This is a genomic window from Amycolatopsis sp. NPDC114478, assembly GCF_055633805.1.
This window is the reverse complement of sequence record NZ_JBVKDO010000027.1, coordinates 93875-109672: the sequence shown is the minus strand read 5'-3', so window position 1 is coordinate 109672 and position 15798 is coordinate 93875. Positions and strand designations below refer to the sequence as shown.

The 15798-nt window shown below is 71.5% G+C and carries 15 protein-coding genes and 1 pseudogene; 11 read left to right on the top strand and 5 right to left on the bottom strand.

The genetic code is table 11. The annotated features are described in order from the left end of the window. Window positions 1-336: 336 nt before the first annotated feature. Window positions 337-717 (top strand): STAS domain-containing protein, encoded by a 381-nt coding sequence (locus ACZ7OH_RS44820; protein ID WP_470286491.1) that lies wholly within the window; start codon window positions 337-339, stop codon window positions 715-717. On the opposite strand, the gene ACZ7OH_RS44815 is transcribed toward ACZ7OH_RS44820, so the two are convergent. Then, window positions 714-1115: an ATP-binding protein gene (locus tag ACZ7OH_RS44815; protein ID WP_470286490.1), complete on the bottom strand. Its 402-nt coding sequence runs from the start codon at window positions 1113-1115 to the stop codon at window positions 714-716. The genes ACZ7OH_RS44820 and ACZ7OH_RS44815 overlap by 4 nt on opposite strands. A gap of 194 nt (window positions 1116-1309) precedes the next feature. Here ACZ7OH_RS44815 and ACZ7OH_RS44810 point away from each other — a divergent pair, with 194 nt between their 5' ends. From ACZ7OH_RS44810 to ACZ7OH_RS44800, 3 genes and pseudogenes are all read left to right on the top strand, one after another. Beyond that, window positions 1310-2071, top strand: a complete 762-nt coding sequence (locus ACZ7OH_RS44810) for a thioesterase II family protein (RefSeq protein ID WP_470286489.1) — start codon at window positions 1310-1312, stop codon at window positions 2069-2071. Window positions 2072-2105: 34 nt separating this feature from the next. Beyond that, window positions 2106-3630 (top strand): annotated as a pseudogene (locus tag ACZ7OH_RS44805) (acyl-CoA carboxylase subunit beta). Continuing rightward, complete coding sequence (locus ACZ7OH_RS44800; protein WP_470286488.1) at window positions 3630-3806, top strand: acyl-CoA carboxylase epsilon subunit; 177 nt, start codon at window positions 3630-3632, stop codon at window positions 3804-3806. Before ACZ7OH_RS44805 ends, ACZ7OH_RS44800 begins: the two are co-directional and overlap by 1 nt. A gap of 7 nt (window positions 3807-3813) precedes the next feature. On the opposite strand, the gene ACZ7OH_RS44795 is transcribed toward ACZ7OH_RS44800, so the two are convergent. From ACZ7OH_RS44795 to ACZ7OH_RS44785, 3 genes are read right to left on the bottom strand one after another with little or no spacing between them, the layout of a single operon-like run. Next, the gene (locus ACZ7OH_RS44795; RefSeq protein WP_470286487.1) at window positions 3814-4467 is read right to left on the bottom strand and encodes a response regulator transcription factor; all 654 of its coding nucleotides are present in this window, start codon (window positions 4465-4467) and stop codon (window positions 3814-3816) included. 20 nt (window positions 4468-4487) lie between these two features. Beyond that, window positions 4488-5603 (bottom strand): sensor histidine kinase, encoded by a 1116-nt coding sequence (locus ACZ7OH_RS44790; RefSeq protein ID WP_470286486.1) that lies wholly within the window; start codon window positions 5601-5603, stop codon window positions 4488-4490. Continuing rightward, a complete protein-coding gene (locus tag ACZ7OH_RS44785) occupies window positions 5594-6856 on the bottom strand; it encodes a nucleotide disphospho-sugar-binding domain-containing protein (protein WP_470286485.1) in 1263 nt (420 codons plus the stop codon). The genes ACZ7OH_RS44790 and ACZ7OH_RS44785 overlap by 10 nt, the downstream gene beginning before the upstream one ends. Window positions 6857-7130: 274 nt before the next feature. Here ACZ7OH_RS44785 and ACZ7OH_RS44780 point away from each other — a divergent pair, with 274 nt between their 5' ends. Together ACZ7OH_RS44780 and ACZ7OH_RS44775 are read left to right on the top strand one after the other, a co-directional pair. Further along, window positions 7131-8078, top strand: a complete 948-nt coding sequence (locus tag ACZ7OH_RS44780) for a proline iminopeptidase-family hydrolase (RefSeq protein ID WP_470286484.1) — start codon at window positions 7131-7133, stop codon at window positions 8076-8078. Next, on the top strand, window positions 8071-9030 hold the full coding sequence (locus ACZ7OH_RS44775) for an ACP S-malonyltransferase (protein ID WP_470286483.1): 960 nt from the start codon (window positions 8071-8073) through the stop codon (window positions 9028-9030). The genes ACZ7OH_RS44780 and ACZ7OH_RS44775 overlap by 8 nt, the downstream gene beginning before the upstream one ends. Here ACZ7OH_RS44775 and ACZ7OH_RS44770 read toward each other — a convergent pair. Then, window positions 9023-9268, bottom strand: coding sequence for a phosphopantetheine-binding protein (locus ACZ7OH_RS44770; RefSeq protein ID WP_086674110.1), 246 nt, complete (start codon window positions 9266-9268; stop codon window positions 9023-9025). The genes ACZ7OH_RS44775 and ACZ7OH_RS44770 overlap by 8 nt on opposite strands. A 129-nt stretch (window positions 9269-9397) precedes the next feature. On the opposite strand from ACZ7OH_RS44770, the gene ACZ7OH_RS44765 reads away from it, so the two are divergent. From ACZ7OH_RS44765 to ACZ7OH_RS44745, 5 genes are all read left to right on the top strand, one after another. Continuing rightward, on the top strand, window positions 9398-10870 hold the full coding sequence (locus ACZ7OH_RS44765; RefSeq protein WP_470286482.1) for an AMP-binding protein: 1473 nt from the start codon (window positions 9398-9400) through the stop codon (window positions 10868-10870). 523 nt (window positions 10871-11393) lie between these two features. Continuing rightward, window positions 11394-12842 carry an AMP-binding protein gene (locus tag ACZ7OH_RS44760; protein ID WP_470286481.1) on the top strand — a complete coding sequence of 483 codons (1449 nt, stop codon included), beginning with the start codon at window positions 11394-11396 and terminating at the stop codon, window positions 12840-12842. Then, window positions 12839-14053: a type III PLP-dependent enzyme domain-containing protein gene (locus tag ACZ7OH_RS44755; RefSeq protein ID WP_470286480.1), complete on the top strand. Its 1215-nt coding sequence runs from the start codon at window positions 12839-12841 to the stop codon at window positions 14051-14053. The genes ACZ7OH_RS44760 and ACZ7OH_RS44755 overlap by 4 nt, the downstream gene beginning before the upstream one ends. After that, window positions 14050-14526, top strand: a complete 477-nt coding sequence (locus ACZ7OH_RS44750) for a cobalamin B12-binding domain-containing protein (RefSeq protein WP_400902532.1) — start codon at window positions 14050-14052, stop codon at window positions 14524-14526. The genes ACZ7OH_RS44755 and ACZ7OH_RS44750 overlap by 4 nt, the downstream gene beginning before the upstream one ends. Beyond that, the gene (locus ACZ7OH_RS44745; protein ID WP_470286479.1) at window positions 14523-15794 is read left to right on the top strand and encodes a methylaspartate mutase; all 1272 of its coding nucleotides are present in this window, start codon (window positions 14523-14525) and stop codon (window positions 15792-15794) included. Before ACZ7OH_RS44750 ends, ACZ7OH_RS44745 begins: the two co-directional genes overlap by 4 nt. Window positions 15795-15798 lie beyond the last annotated feature (4 nt).

Sequence of the window (15798 nt, the reverse complement as noted above, 5' to 3'; positions counted from 1 at the left end):
GCCGGCCACCGAGCGTCGCGCTACGATCAATCCTTCGAGCCTGCCCGGGCTCGGTGACAGGCAACGAGACCTGCACCAGACCCGGGGCGCATCACAAAGTGATTTTCACGGCCTCAGGCGACGGGATGACCACCCAGCTCCTCTTGTGGTTCGCGCTACGCGCGCCGGTGACTTTGCGAACCACCGTGCAACGGTTGCGCATCGCTTGTAGAGTGGCGGGACAGCGGTTCAGCCTGAAGCCGTCGTGCCTCGACCCCGCAGCCCCTACCCGGGCTGCCGTGGGCCCGGACCCGGCGTCCGGCCGCCACGGCGTTGTGCCAAGGAGGCCTTCCGCGAATGTTCGCTCCTGAGATCTGCCCGCCCGCCGTCTTCGACGTCACCACCACCGCGCACGCCAGCGTGGTCACCGCCACCGGTGAACTCGACCTCGCCGTCACCGAACACCTCGAAACGCTGCTGCGCCGGGAACTCCGGCTCGCACCCGCCCTCGTCTTCGACGCCTCGGCCGTGACGTTCTGCAGCGCCCGTGTCCTTACGATCCTGGTCGACACCGCCCAGGAGGCCGCCGAGAGCGGGGTGCCGTTCGCGGTCGCGAGCCGGTCCCGGGCCCTGCTGCGCCCGATCACCGTGCTGCGGCTGGAGCACCTGCTGCCCGTGCACCGGAGCACCGGGGAAGCGCTGGCCCGGCTCGGCCTGGGGGTGCGGGAGCCCGCCTAGGCTTCTTCGCAGCCGACGCGGGCCCAGACGAGCTTGCCGTCGTCGTGGTGGCTCACGCCCCAGTCGAGGCTGAGCTGGTCCACCAGCAGCAGGCCCCGGCCACCACCGTGGTCGGGGACCCGCAGCTTCGGTTCGCCGGTTCCGATGTCGGCCACCGCGACCGTCACCTCGCACGGGTCGTGCGCGCGGTGGATCCTCAGCTGGCGCGGTCCGCCGCCGTGGATGAAGGCGTTCTCCAGCAGCTCCCCGACGACGATCAGCGCGTCGGTCAGGTCGGTCTCCCGCAGGGTGCCCAGCTTGGCTTCCGCCCACCGCCGGGCGGCGGTCAGTCCGGGCCGGTCGACACCGGCGACGTCCAGCACGTGCCACCCGGCTTGATCGGCTCCGCTCCAGCTCACGTGCACAGTGCGACTCCTCCCGAACACCGCGCTTCCCCACGAGCACGGCGCGTTCGCAAATGGCGTACCCGCTCCGGCGGCTTTTACTCGTGCGCCGCAGAAGACGTTAGGGGCCGTTAGGGGTCGTTGGGCCGCCCGCGCGCTGGCTAGCTTGGCCGGACGGAGGCTCCGACCCGGAAAGGCGGTGGGACGACATGGTCGCCCACGACGGCAACGCCGAGGAGAACTGGTTCCGCCGGTTCGCCGCGTCACCCGAGGCGAAGGCGCGGCTGGTCTGCCTGCCGCACGCCGGCGGCTCGGCCACCTTCTACTTCCCCGTGGCGAAGGGGCTGGCCCCGGACGTCGAGGTCCTCGCCGTCCAGTACCCGGGCCGGCAGGACCGCCGCCACGAACCCTTCCTGACGAGCATCGGGGCCATGGCCGACCGCGTCGCGGACCTGCTGCGGGACAAGACCGACCGCCCGCTCGCCCTCTTCGGGCACAGCATGGGCGCGATGGTCGCCTACGAGACGGCCCGCCGCCTCGAACGGGACGGCGTGCCCGTCGCGGGGCTGTTCGTTTCCGGCCGGCGCGCGCCTTCGCGGGTGCGTGACGAGAGCGTGCACACGCGGACCGACGCGGGCGTGCTCGAGGAGCTGCGCAAGCTGAGCGGCACCGAGATGGACCTGCTGGGCGACGACGACGTCGTCCGGATGATCCTGCCCGTGGTGCGCAACGACTACCGCGCCGTCGAGACCTACCGGGACACCCCGGGCGAGCCCCTCGCGACCCCGATCGTCGCCTTCACCGGCTCCGCCGACCCGATGGCCACCCTCGACGAGGTCGCCTCCTGGGCCGGCCACACGACCGGCGGGTTCGAGCTGGTGGAGCTGTCCGGCGGCCACTTCTTCCTCACCCGCCACCAGGACGTGATCCTCGGGCGGCTGGCCGCCGAGCTGGGCGGCGTCCGTGTCTGAGGCACCGGCCGCGTTCGCCAACCGGCTCGTCGAACTGCGGGAGACCAAGGACGCGGCGCGCCGCGGGCCGGACGAAGCCGCGACGCGCCGGCAGCACGAGCGCGGCAAGCTGACCGCGCACGAACGGATCGAGCTGCTCCTCGACCCGGGCTCGTTCACCGAGCTCGAGGCCCTGCGCCGGCACCGGGCGACCGGGTTCGGCCTGGAGCAGCGCCGGCCGCACTCCGACGGCGTCGTCTGCGGCTGGGGCACCGTCGACGGTCGGACGGTCTTTCGTCTACGCCCACGACTTCCGGGTCTTCGGCGGCGCGCTCGGCGAGGCGCACGCCCAGAAGATCCACAAGGTGATGGACCTCGCCGAGGCCGCGGGCGCGCCGCTGGTGTCGCTCAACGACGGCGCCGGCGCCCGGATCCAGGAGGGCGTCACCGCGCTCGCCGGGTACGGCGGCATCTTCCGGCGCAACACCCGCTGTTCCGGGGTCATCCCGCAGATCTCGGTGATGCTCGGCCCGTGCGCGGGCGGCGCGGCGTACTCGCCCGCGTTGACCGACTTCGTGTTCATGGTCCGCGAGACGTCGCAGATGTTCATCACCGGCCCCGACGTCGTGCAGGCGGTGACGGGCGAGGAGATCACGCAGAACGGCCTCGGCGGCGCCGACGTGCACGCGGAGACCTCCGGCGTCGCCGCGTTCGCCTACGACGACGAGGCGACCTGCCTGGCCGACGTCCGGTACCTGCTGTCCCTGCTGCCGGCCAACAACAACGAGGCCCCGCCGCACGTGCCGGCCGGCGACCCGGCCGACCGGCGCACCGACCGGCTGCTCGACGTCGTGCCGGTCGACCCGGCCCGCGCGTACGACATCTGCGACGTCATCGCGGAGGTCGTCGACGACGGCGAGTTCCTGCAGGTGCACGCGGGCTGGGCGACCAACGTCGTGTGCGCCCTCGCCCGCCTGGACGGGCACGTGGTCGGCATCGTCGCGAACCAGCCCGCGGTCCTGGCCGGGGTGCTCGACATCGAGGCGAGCGAAAAGGCCGCGCGGTTCGTGCAGACCTGCGACGCGTTCAACATCCCGCTCGTGACGCTGGTGGACGTGCCCGGCTTCCTGCCCGGCGTCGACCAGGAGCACGGCGGCATCATCCGCCACGGCGCGAAGCTGCTGTACGCGTACTGCAACGCCACCGTGCCGCGGGTGCAGCTGATCCTGCGCAAGGCTTACGGCGGGGCGTACATCGTGATGGACTCGCGCTCGATCGGTACCGACGTCTCGCTGGCGTGGCCGACGAACGAGATCGCCGTGATGGGTGCCGAGGGTGCGGCGAACGTGATCTTCCGCCGCGAGATCAATGCCGCCGACGACCCGGAAACCGTGCGGGCGTTGAAGATCAAGGAGTACCGCACCGAGCTGATGCACCCGTACTACGCGGCCGAGCGCGGCCTCGTGGACGACGTCATCGAGCCGGGCGAGACGCGGTCGCTGCTGATCCGCTCGCTCGCGATGCTGCGCACCAAGCACGCCGACCTCCCGGCGCGCAAGCACGGGAACCCGCCGGTCTGATGGGCGACCCGGTGGTCCGCGTCCTGCGCGGCGCGCCCGACGAGACGGAACTGGCGGCGCTGATGGCGGTCTTGGCCGCCCTCGGCGCCCGTCCGGCGGAACCCGAGGTGCCGGCCCGGCGGGTGCGCCGCCGGCCGCCGTTCCGGACGGCGACCAGCTGGCGCACCCGCCGCTGAAGCCCGCTCAGGCGCGGACGGTCGTACTGTCCAAATAGGTCAGCACCGCGCGGATGCGGCGGTTCTCGTCGCGGCTCGCCTCCAGGCCCAGCTTCGCGAAGATGTTGCTGATGTGGTTCTCCACCGCGCCCTGCGTGACCACCAGCTGCTTCGCGATCGCCGCGTTCGACAGGCCCTGGGCCATCAACCCCAGCACCTCCGTCTCGCGCGCGGTCAGCGCGTGCAGCGGGTCGCGGTTGCGGGACAGCATCTGCGCGACGACGTCCGGGTCGATCGCCGAGCCGCCGCCCGCCACCCGGCGGACCGCCTCCAGGAAGTCGGCCACGTCGGCGACGCGTTCCTTCAGCAAGTACCCGACGCCGGAGGTGCCCTCGGCGATCAGGTCGACCGCGTAGCTGCCCTCCACGTACTGCGACACCACCAGCACCGGCAGCCCCGGGACCTCCTTGCGCGCCGCGATCGCCGCGCGGATGCCCTCGTCGGTGAACGTCGGGGGCATCCGGACGTCGGCGATGACCAGGTCCGGCTGGTGCTCGCGCACGGCGACCAGCAGGTCGTCGCCGTTGGACACGGCGGCCGCGGTCTCGATGCCGACGTCGGCGAGCAGGCTCTGCACGCCGGCCCGCAGCAGGACCGAGTCTTCGGCGATGACGACACGCATTGTTCCCACTCCCAGGGGGTTCACCAGCGGACGGGCAGGTCGGCGCGCACCACCGTGGGGCCGCCCACCGGGCTGACCACGGTGAGCACGCCGTCGATCGTGGCGGCCCGGTCGGCGAGCCCGGCCAGGCCGCCACCGGGACGCACGGACGCACCGCCGTGGCCGTTGTCGACGATCTCGACGACGACGGTCTCGTCGTCGCGGGTCACCCGCACCGTCGCGCGGTCGGCGCCCGAGTGCTTGGTGATGTTGGTCAGCGTCTCGCTGACGATGAAGTACGTCGTCGTCTCCACCGGCGCCGGCGGCCGCGGCTCGACGGTCACCTCGAAGTCGACCGGGATCGGCAGCCGCGCGGTCAGCGAGGACAGCGCCGCGTCCAGGCCGCGGTCCTGCAGCACCGGCGGGTAGATCCCGCGGGCCAGGTCGCGCAGCTCGGACACCGCGAGCTTGGCGTCCGCGTGCGCCGCGCCGATCAGCTCTCGCACGGCGGCGGAATCTTCGTTGTCGAGTTTCAGCTGCGCCCGGCCGAGGCTCATCGCGACGGCCACCAGCCGCTGCTGCGCGCCGTCGTGCAGGTCGCGTTCGATGCGCCGGCGTTCGGCCTCGACCGCGTCGACGCCCCGGGCACGCGAGTCGCTCAGCTGCCGCGTGCGGGCTTCGAGCTGCTGCGTCCGGTTCGGGCCCAGCATCGACGCCGTCAGCGCGGCGTGCATCGCCCCGATCCGCGGCGCGACGAAGATCCCGAACGGCGGCACGGCGACCGAGACGATCCCGGCGACGAACTCCACGATGCCCAGCGGGAACGCGAGCAGCACGTAGTTCACCTCGTGCCAGGTGACGGGGTCGACCAGCCGGGCCTGCCACGTCTGCAGCAGCCCGGGCCCGTGCGGACGCCGCCGCGGCGCCGGGATGCCGGCGTCGAGCATGGCACCGGCCCAGCGCCGTTCCAGGTCCGCGAACCCGCGGACGAGCGAGGTGGCCGCGATCAGGATCGGGATGCCGACCCACAGCATGGTGGTCGCGATGCCGAGCACCATCGTGACGAGCACCAGCACGAAGGCGAAGATCCGCAGCGGCAGGCTCGCGATCAGGAAGCCGATGGTGCGCACCACCTTCGGCCGCCCGGTCACCGGCATCGCGCGATCCGTTCCAGCTCCGGCACGAGGTCGTCGAGGGTCGGCGTCGCCAGCATCTCGTCCCGGACCTCGAGCGCGCAGGCCCGGAACGACGGTTCCGTCAGCAGTCTCTCCAGTCCACTTCGGACGGACTGCGGCGTGACGTCCTCGAGGTCGAGCACCAGCCCGTTCCCGCGCTTCTCCTGCGCGACGGCCGACACCCGCTCGCTCCACGTGGTGCCCGGGATGATCAGCTGCGGCACGCCGTTGACGACGGCGTTGCCGATCGTCGCCCCGCCGCCCTGGTGCACGATGGCCGAGCAGCTCGCGAGGAGCTCGTACATCGGCACGAAGTCCACCGCGCGCACGTTGTCCGGGATCTTCTTCACCGAGGCGAGCTGGGACTCGTTGAGCGTCGCGATGACCTCGACGTCGAGGTCGGCGAGCCCGTCGAGCAGGTCGGCCACCGACGTCTCCTCGACGCCGAGCACCTGCCGGTTCGAGATGCCCAGCGTCAGCATCACCCGCGGCCGCTCCGGCGGCTCGAGGACCCAGCGGGGGATCGCCATCGGCTTGTTCTGCGGGATGAACCGCGCCGGCACGTAGTCGACGTCGACGCCTTCGTAGCGCAGGTAGGACGGATGGCAGTCGAGAGTCTTCACGCCGTGGCGCAGTGCCTCGTCGTAGCCGGCGCCGAACCGCCCCACCGCGGCGGACATCCACTCGACGAACGGGTCCGGCGAGGTGTCCTCGGGGTGGCTCGCGCGCAGGTCGCGGTACTGCGCGGCGATCCGCGCGGTCTGGTCGGCCGCGTACATCATCCGCAGGTGCGGGACGCCGAGGACGTGCGCGACGATCGGGGCCGCGTAGATCATCGGGTCCCAGACGACCAGGTCCGGGTTCCAGCCCTTCGCGAACCGCACGAGCTCGTCGAGCAGCGCGTCCGGGGTGGTCCAGCGGAAAACCTCGACCCAGTGCTCGTAGACCGTGCGGACGTACTCTTCGGTGTAGCGCTCGGAGCGGCTCTCGGAGATGCGGAAGCCGCCCTGCATGGCGTTGTCGCCGTCCATCTGCAGCTGCCGGTGGCGCGCGATGTCCAGCTCGTCGCCGAACCACATCGCGTCGAGGCCGGTCTCGGCGAACGACGCCACCTCGCGCGGGTTGCGCTGGCCCACGAACCGGACCTCGTGCCCGGCCGCGGCCAGCGCCCAGCCGACCGGGGCCATGCTGTAGACGTGCGTCCTCGTCGGGAACACCATCATCATGACGCGCATGGACGCACTCCCCGGAAGTCGGCTGCTGCTGTCTAGAAAGTAGTGCGCGTGCGCCGCCGGGCCGACCCGGCAACGCGCCGATAGGGGTCGGCAACCCCTGTTTCCGTAACGGATCCTTTCCGCCGGTGGGCGCCGTGCGCTAGGGATTTCGAGTGGGTTTGGAACGGCTTTAGACGCCCCTTAGGGGCTGGTTCCGGCGGGCCCGCGACGGCTAGACATGAACGTGGGTCCGGCCGCGTGTGCCGGGGCGAGGGATACGAACGAGGTGATGAGCATGGCCGTGGCACCGATCACGAAGGGCTGGGTGCCCTTCGGCGGGTACCGCACCTGGTACCGCGTCACCGGGGAGACCGGGGGCGAAGCGCCCGCTGTCGTCGTGGTGCACGGCGGGCCGGGGAGCACGCACGACTACCTGCTGAACCTCTGCTCGCTCGCCGGGCACGGGTTCCCGGTGGTGCACTACGACCAGCTGGGCAGCGGCGGCTCGACGCGGCTGCCGGGCAAGGGCGCGGACTTCTGGACGCCGGAGCTGTTCGCCGACGAGCTGGACAACCTGGTGCAGCACCTGGGCATCGAGGACAACTACGTCCTGTTCGGACAGTCGTGGGGCGGCCTGGTCGTCGCGCGGCACGCCGCGCAGCGCCCGGACGGCCTGCGCGGGCTGGTGATCGCGAACTCGCCGGCGTCCTACCCGCTGTGGCGCCAGGAGATGGACGTGCTGCGCGCCCAGCTCCCGCCGGGCGTCGACGACCAGCTGCGGGCGCACGAAGCCGCCGGCACCACCGGCGCGCCGGAGTACTTCGAGCTGATGCGCGCGTTCTACGACCGGCACGTCTGCCGCGTGCTGCCGTGGCCGGCCGACTACCTGGCCTCGTTCATGGAGATGGCCGACGACAACACCGTCTACGCCACGATGAACGGGCCGAGCGAGTTCACCGTCACCGGCACGCTCAAGGACTATTCGGTGATCGACGAGCTCGACGACATCGAAGTGCCGACGCTGCTGATCTCCGGACGGCACGACGAAGCCACCCCCGTCACGGTCCAGCCGTACTTCGACCGGATCCACGACGTGCGCTGGGAGATCTTCGAAGACTCCAGCCACGTCCCGCACCTCGAGGAGCCCGAGCGGTTCCGCGAAGTCCTGCTGGGATTCCTGCGGGACATCCACCCCACCGCACCCGCGAGCCGGGTCGAACGAGAGGTCGCCAGTCATGGATGAGGCCACCCGGCCGGGATCGGCGGTCGTCTTCCCCGGGATGAGCCCGTGTCGCTTCGCCGACTTCGGCAAGTTCCTGCTGATCAACCCCTTCGCCCGCCGGCTGATCGGGGAGGCGAACGAGCGGCTCGGCTACTCGCTGGTCGACCGCTTCCGCGAAACCGAGGGCGACTACTCGGCGTACGCGCAGGTCGGGTTCATGCTCACCTGCGTCGCGCTGGCCGAATGGGCCGAGGAGGAGCAGGGGATGAGCCCCGACTTCTGCGCCGGCCCGAGCTTCGGCGAGAAGCCGGCCAGCGTGTACGCCGGGTCGCTGACCTTCCCGGACGCGGTGTGGATGACGGCGGAGCTCGCGCGCTGCCTGACCGAGTTCTTCGACACCGAGTACACCGACGTCGTGACGCACTCGTTCGTCCGCACCCCGGAGGAAAAGCTGAAGGACGCTCTGTCCCAATTGGACGCCAAGGGCGAGTGGTTCGACATCTCGTGCTACATCGACCACGACTTCTACATGGTTTCCGTGCGCGAAAAGAACCTCGACTGGCTCAAGCAGACGGTCCGGAGCATGGGCGGGCTCTCCCTCTACACGATGCGGCCGCCGCTGCACTCACGCGCGTTCGGGGCGCTGCGCCGCAAGGCGGAGGACGAGGTGCTCGGCGGCCTGGAGTTCCACGACCCCCTGCTGCCGATCGTCGCCGACCAGGACGGCGAGATCCTGCGCACCGGTGACCAGGTGCGCACGATGCTGCTCGACAGCATCGTCAAGCCGATGCGCTGGCCGGACGTCGTCCACACGCTGGCGGACAACGGGGTGCGCAAGCTCTGGGTCGCGGGGCCGGACACGCTGTTCGGGCGCGTCCGCGTGACCACGAGCCGCTTCGAGGTCGTCACGGTCAACCCGCGCATGGCCCTGCAACCCCGCCGCCGGGGCGCAGGACCGTCGCGGGTCAGCTAGCGGGCTGCAGCGCGGACAGCGTGGTCCACAGCCGGCCGGGGTTCTCGAACGTCTCCAGGTTCAGGGCGTCGTCCTCGAACCGCACGTTGTAGCTCTGCTCCAGCACGGAGAGCAGCTCCACGGTGGCGAGCGAGTCCAGCCCGTACTCGCGGAGCGGGGTCTCTTCGGTCAGTGCCTCCTCGGCGGGCAAGAAGGGGAGGAACGTGCGAAGCGTCTCATCGAAAGTGCTGTCCCACATGGCTACTCCGGATCGCTAGGTTGGGATCTACCGAGAGGAAACCGACCGCCCGGTTCGGTTTTGGACTCTACCGCGCGTCGCCGTCCCGGATCGACGCACTGACACCCCTATTCATTGCGGAGGACTTCGATGGACACCGGACTCACCAGCGGGCTGCACACGCGGTTCCTGCGCGGCCTCGAACGCTCCGGTGGCGGCGTGGCCGTCCACGTGGGCGACCAGGCGCTGACCTACGAACGGCTGCACGAACTCGCCTTGTCGTGGGGTGGCGCGCTGGCCGAGAGCGGCGCCCGCACCGTAGGGGTGCTGGCGGGCAAGGGAGTCACGGCGTACGGGGGGATCCTGGCCGCGCTGTACGCCGGTGCGACGGTCGTCCCGCTGCGTCCGGACTTCCCGGCGGCCCGGACCGCCCAGATGGTTTCGGCCGCGGGCGTCGACGTGCTCGTCGCCGACGAACGGGGTCGCGCGGTGGCGCCGGAGGGGGTTCCAGTGCTGGGCGACACGCGTCCTTCGGTGGCTTTGCCGGCACCGCTGGCGCCGACGTCGGACACCGCGTACGTGCTGTTCACGTCGGGTTCGACCGGGCGTCCCAAGGGCGTGCGGATCGGGCACGCGGCGGTCGACCACTACTTCGGCCTGCTGGACGCCCGCTACGACTTCACGCCGGACGACGTGTTCTCGCAGACGTTCGACCTGAACTTCGACTGCGCGATGTTCGACCTGTTCTGCGCGTGGGGCGCGGGGGCGCCGGCGGTGGTGCTGCCGGGCGGGGCGTACCGCAACCTGCCGCGGTTCGCGGCCGAGCGCGGGCTGACGGTGTGGTTCTCGACGCCGAGCGCGATCGACCTGGTCCGCCGCACGGGCGGCCTGACCCCGGGCGCGCTGCCGGGACTGCGGTGGAGCTTCTTCGCCGGGGAGGCGCTGACGGTCCGCGACACGGCGGACTGGCGGGCCGCGGCGTCGTCTTCGTTGGTGGAGAACCTGTACGGGCCGACCGAGCTGACGATCACGGTGTCGGGCTACCGCTGGGACGACGTTTCGACGCCGCAGGTGGCGGTCAACGGCGTGGTGCCGATCGGTTCGGTGCACGCGGGCCACGACTACGTGCTCCTGGACGGCGACGACGTCGAGGGCGAGCTGTGCATCGCGGGCCTGCAGATGACACCGGGCTACCTCGACCCGGCCGACGAGCAGGGCCGTTTCCTGGACCGCGACGGCCAGCGCTTCTACCGCACGGGGGACCGCGTGCGCAGATTGTCCGACGGCCTCGCGTACCTGGGCCGGCTGGACTCCCAGGTCCAGGTGCTGGGCTGGCGCATCGAGCTGACGGAGGTCGAGCACGCCCTGCGCGACTGCGGAATCCAGGACGCGGTGGCGCTGGGCGTGGCCGGCGACGTGGGGACCGAGCTGTTCGTGTTCTACACGGGTGGGGAAAGGCCGGTGCTGGAGATGGTGCGGGCGCTGCGGGCGGTCCTGCCGGAGGGGGTCATCCCGCGGCACTACCGGCACGTGGCGGAGTTCCCGCTGAACTCGAACCGCAAGATCGACCGCAAGACGTTGGCGGCCCGGGCGGCGGAGATCCTGGCACCGACGCCCGCCTGACGAGGTGAATGACCCACCCGCCCGCGGCTTGGCCGCGGGCGGCCGGGACCGACGGCCGACGCGGATCGCGGCCGGAACCGGCGAGGGCTGCGGTCGGGGACCGGTATGCCGACGCAGGCCGCCGCCAGGGACCGCGGACCGGGGCGGCCCGCGCCCGGGGCGGGCCGCGGCTGGCAGGGGAGTGGTCGGCGCGGCTGCGATCGGAGATCGGTGGGTCGTCGCGGGCTGCTGTCGGGCCGCGCGGCCCGGCCCGCGCGGCCGGAAGACCGGCGGCCGACTCGGGAGCGGCCGGGCAAGCCCTCGACTCAAGCCCGCCTGACGCAGCAGGTCGTGAGTGGGAAACAGGGCCAGAACCCTGTTTCCCACTCACGACCGCTTTGGCGTGCCCGGATCCCGGCCGCCCGGGGCTTAGGGGCCGTTAGGGGTGTGGGTCCGCAGGTCGGCGCGGCTAGCTTTCCGTACGTCTCCAGGTGTGTCTTCCACGCCGGCCCGGTCATCCTTCGAGTCCTACGGAGTGGCAGTCGTGAACGATTCTCTGGTCCATTCTCTGCTCGACGCCGCGGCGGCCGATGCGGCCGGGGCGTCGGCCGTCCGGGACCGCGTCGGTGCCTGGACCTACGGTGAGCTCGAGGCGTGGAGCCACGCCGTTGCCGTGGTGCTCTCCCAGCACGGCGTCGGGCACGGCGACCGCGTTGTCGTGCAGCTGCCCACCGATCGGGCGCTCGTCGCGCTCTTCTACGGGACTTCGCGCCGCGGGGCGGTCTTCGTGCCGATCAACCCGGCCATGAAGAAGTTCCACTTCGACTCCGTGGTGGCCAACGCCGAACCCGTCCTCGTGCTCACCCCGGAGAACTTCAGTCCCTTTTGGACGGAAGTCGAAGAGGCAAAAGGACAGCAAGCCGAAGCAGCAGCAGTAAGCGAAGACGACATCGCCGTCCTCGTCTACACCTCCGGCAGCACCGCCGCGCCGAAGGGCGTGATCGGCCCGCACCGCCAGGTCACCTTCGCCTCCCGCGCCATCCAGGCCGTCCTCGGCTACCGCCGGGACGACGTCGTCTTCTGCCGGTTCCCGATGTCCTGGGACTACGGCCTCTACAAGGTGCTGCTGAGCACGCTCGGCCGCAGCGAGATCGTGCTCGCCGACGCCGAGTCGGACCTGCGCCTGCTGCAGCGGATGCGCGAGGTCGGCGCCACCGTTGTGCCGATCGTCCCGTCGCTGGCCACCATGATCGCTACGCTCGCCGCCCGCGACACCGAGCCGGCCGCGCCCGTGCGCCTCTTCACCAACACCGGCGCGGCCCTGCCCGACGCCACCATCGCGCAGCTGCGGGCCGCGTTCCCCGGCGTCAAGGTCGTCCGCCAGTTCGGCCAGACCGAGTGCAAGCGGATCACGATCATGCCGCCGGACGAGGACACCGACCGCCCCGGTTCGTCCGGGCTGCCGCTGCCCGGCACGTCCGTGCTGATCCTCGCCGCCGACGGCACCGAGCTGCCCGCCGGGGACATCGGCGAGATCGTCGCCGCCGGCCCGCACGTCATGCCCGGCTACTGGCGGGCCCCGGAGATCTCCGCCCGCGCCTTCCGCCGCGACGAGACCACCGGCGAGCCGCGCCTGCACACCGGCGACTACGGCCGCCTCGACGCCGACGGCTACCTCTACTTCGAGGGCCGCCGCGACGACATGTTCAAGCGCAAGGGCATCCGGATGTCCACTTTGGAGATCGAAGCCGCGGCGATGGACATCCCCGGCGTCCGCGCGGCGGGCGCGATCCCGCCGAGCGAGACGCGGGACCTCGCCATCTGCGTCGAGACCGACCTGCCGCCCACGACCGTGCTGCGCGAGCTGGCCAAGCGCCTCGAGCCGCAGAAGGTCCCGTCGCTGTGCCACGTCGTCGAGGAGTTCCCGCTCACGGCGCACGGCAAGAACGCCACCAAGGAACTCGCGCAGCTGGTTGAGGGGGCCCGCGCATGAGCAAGTACGACGGCATCGCCGCGAAGTACGGCACGCCCGCCTACGTCTACGACCTCGACGTCGTCGCCGAGTCGCGGGACCAGCTCTTCGGCCTGCTGCCCGAAGGCTTCCAGCTGTTCTACGCGCTGAAGTCCAACCCGCACCCGGAAATCGGCCGCGAGCTGCGGCGCGGCGGCTGCCGCGCGGAGATCAGCTCCACCGGCGAGCTGGTGAACGCCCTCGAAGCCGGCTTCGACCCGGCTGGCATCCTATACACCGGACCGGGCAAGACGAACGAGGAGCTGGAGCACGCGCTCGCCGCCGGGGTCCGGCTGTTCTCCGTCGAGTCGCTGACCGACCTGCAGCACGTCGGCGCGGCGGCGCAGCACCAGGGCGTGACCGCGTCCGCGCTGCTGCGCGTCAACACCACCGCGAGCAGCGGCGGCACCGGCATCCGGATGATGGGCCGCCCGTCGCAGTTCGGCATCGACGCCGAGACGCTGCCCGACCTCATGCCCACGCTCAAGGCGGTGCCGGGCACGCGGGTCGTCGGCGCGCACTTCTTCACCATGAGCAACGCCCAGGACGAGGACGCGCTGCTCGGCGAGTACGAGTTCGTGCTCACCTCGGCCGCGCGGCTGCGCGACGAGGTCGGGCTGCCGCTGGAGGTCCTGGACATCGGCGGCGGCTTCTCCTCGCCGTACGCCGTGCCAGGACCGCGCACCGACTACCCGAAGCTGCGCTCGGGCCTGGAAACGCTGCTCGACCTGCACCTGCCCGAGTGGCGGGACGGCGGGATCGAGCTGGCCTGCGAGTCGGGCCGCTACCTCTCCGGCAGCTGCGGGTCGCTGCTGGCCGGCGTGGTCAACGTCAAGGACAGCCGGGGCAGCCGGTTCGTCGTGCTGGACGCCGGGATCAACGTCGTCGGCGGGCTGTCCGGGATCGGCCGGCTGCTGCCCGCGGCCGTCGGCGTCGAGGAGACCGGGGACGTGGTCGGCAGCCTCGTCGGTCCACTGTGTACTCCCGGTGACTCGCTCGCCAAGGCGGCGAAGCTGCCCGAGCTGGCCTCCGGCGACGTCGTCACGGTGCCGAACGTCGGCGCCTACGGCGTCACCGCCAGCCTGATCAGCTTCCTCGGCCGGCCCACGCCGGCGGAAGTCGTGGTCCGCGGCGGCAAAGTCCTGTCGGTGTCCCGATTGGACTACCAGCGCGTCTACGAGGTTTCGCCATGACCGAAGAACTGCGGGCCTACGGCACCGGGATCGTCACCGAGCCGCTGCGCCGGACGGTGATCGTCAGCAGCATGGCGTCGGACTCCCACACCTGGAACCTGGTCTACCTGGAGCTGCTCGTCGGCGAGCTCGGCTTCGACGTCGTGAACCTCGGCGCCTGCGTGCCGGACGAGCTGCTGGAGTCGGAGTGCCTGAGCCGCCGCCCGGCGATGCTCGTGCTGAGCAGCGTCAACGGCCACGGCCACCAGGACGGCCTGCGCGTGATCCAGCGGATTCGCGCTCTCCCGGAGCTGCGCGGGCTGCCGGTGGTGATCGGCGGCAAGCTCGGTGTCGGCGGGGCGCTGACCGCGGAGGAAACCGCGCAGCTGCTGCTCGCCGGGTTCGACGCGGTCTTCGACGACCAGCAGGGCGCGGGGTCGTTCCGCCGGTTCGCCGCCACGCTCTCGGCCGGTGCCACTCAGGTGGAGGCGTGAGCTTCGAAGAGTTCGTCGCGCGACGGCACGCCGCCGGCGAGCTCGTCGTGCAGCCCCGGATGGGGTTCGCGGACCCGGCCGTCATGCGCGCCGGGCTGGCCGCGACGAAGAACGCGGCCCCCGCGACCGTCGGCACGGTCACGCTCGACAGCTACACCCGCGTCTGCGACACCGCTTCCGTGGCGCACGCGCTGAACAACGGGATCGCGCTCAACGGCTACCCGATCGTCAACCACCCGCCCGGGGTCACCCGCGGCATGCTCGACGGCCTCGAAGGCAGAGACTTCCCGGTGCAGGTGCGGCACGGTTCGGCGCGGCCGGCGGACATCTTCCGCGCCATGATCGCCGCCGGCCTGCACGCCACCGAGGGCGGCCCAGTGTCCTACTGCCTGCCCTACAGCCGCACGCCGCTCGACGAGTCCGTCCGCAACTGGGCGCACTGCTGCGACCTGCTCCTGGACGCCGAGCACCCGGCCGGCCGGCCGCACCTGGAGACGTTCGGCGGCTGCATGATGGGCCAGCTGTGCCCGCCGAGCGAGCTGGTGGCGCTGTCGGTGCTGGAAGCGTTGTTCTTCTACCGCAAGGGCGTGCGCAGCATCTCGGTGAGCTACGCGCAGCAGACGAGCATGGCGCAGGACCAGGAGGCGGTGTCCGCGCTGCGCCGGCTGTGCGCCGAGCTGCTGCCCGACGCCACCTGGCACGTCGTCATCTACGCCTACATGGGCCTGTTCCCGCGGACTTCCGATGGCGCGCGGAGCCTGTTGGGCCGGGCGGCCGAGCTGGCCGTGACGACCGGGTCGGAACGGCTGATCGTCAAGACGACCGCCGAGGCGCACCGGATCCCGACCGTCGCCGAGAACGTCGCGGCGCTGGAACACGCCGGGGCGGCGGCCCGCGCGGTCACCGAAAAGGCCGTGGTGGACCCGGACAACCAGGTCTACCGCGAGGCGTACGCGCTCGTCGACGCGGTGCTGAACAGCCACGCCGACCTCGGCCGCGCGATCGTCGTCGCGTTCAAGCGCGGCCTGCTCGACGTCCCGTACTGCCTGCACCCGGACAACGCCGGGCAGGCGCGCAGCTACCTCGACCCGGCGGGCCGGCTCGGCTGGTCGGAGCTCGGGTCGCTGCCGCTGCACCGCGTGGTGGAACGCCGCCACGCCGACCGGATCACCTCGTCGACGCTGATGTCGGCGCTTTCCCACGTCCAGAACGCCTTCGACGCCGAGGCGCTGGAACAACCGATGAGAGCGATTGGGGGCGAGTCGTGACGAG

Coding starts and splice junctions, on each gene's coding strand:
- ACZ7OH_RS44820 (WP_470286491.1), top strand. CDS start 337: ATGTTCGCTCCTGAGATCTGCCCGCCCGCCGTCTTCGACGTCACCACC.
- ACZ7OH_RS44810 (WP_470286489.1), top strand. CDS start 1,310: ATGGTCGCCCACGACGGCAACGCCGAGGAGAACTGGTTCCGCCGGTTC.
- ACZ7OH_RS44800 (WP_470286488.1), top strand. CDS start 3,630: ATGGGCGACCCGGTGGTCCGCGTCCTGCGCGGCGCGCCCGACGAGACG.
- ACZ7OH_RS44795 (WP_470286487.1), bottom strand. CDS start 4,467: ATGCGTGTCGTCATCGCCGAAGACTCGGTCCTGCTGCGGGCCGGCGTG.
- ACZ7OH_RS44790 (WP_470286486.1), bottom strand. CDS start 5,603: ATGCCGGTGACCGGGCGGCCGAAGGTGGTGCGCACCATCGGCTTCCTG.
- ACZ7OH_RS44785 (WP_470286485.1), bottom strand. CDS start 6,856: ATGCGCGTCATGATGATGGTGTTCCCGACGAGGACGCACGTCTACAGC.
- ACZ7OH_RS44780 (WP_470286484.1), top strand. CDS start 7,131: ATGGCCGTGGCACCGATCACGAAGGGCTGGGTGCCCTTCGGCGGGTAC.
- ACZ7OH_RS44775 (WP_470286483.1), top strand. CDS start 8,071: ATGGATGAGGCCACCCGGCCGGGATCGGCGGTCGTCTTCCCCGGGATG.
- ACZ7OH_RS44770 (WP_086674110.1), bottom strand. CDS start 9,268: ATGTGGGACAGCACTTTCGATGAGACGCTTCGCACGTTCCTCCCCTTC.
- ACZ7OH_RS44765 (WP_470286482.1), top strand. CDS start 9,398: ATGGACACCGGACTCACCAGCGGGCTGCACACGCGGTTCCTGCGCGGC.
- ACZ7OH_RS44755 (WP_470286480.1), top strand. CDS start 12,839: ATGAGCAAGTACGACGGCATCGCCGCGAAGTACGGCACGCCCGCCTAC.
- ACZ7OH_RS44750 (WP_400902532.1), top strand. CDS start 14,050: ATGACCGAAGAACTGCGGGCCTACGGCACCGGGATCGTCACCGAGCCG.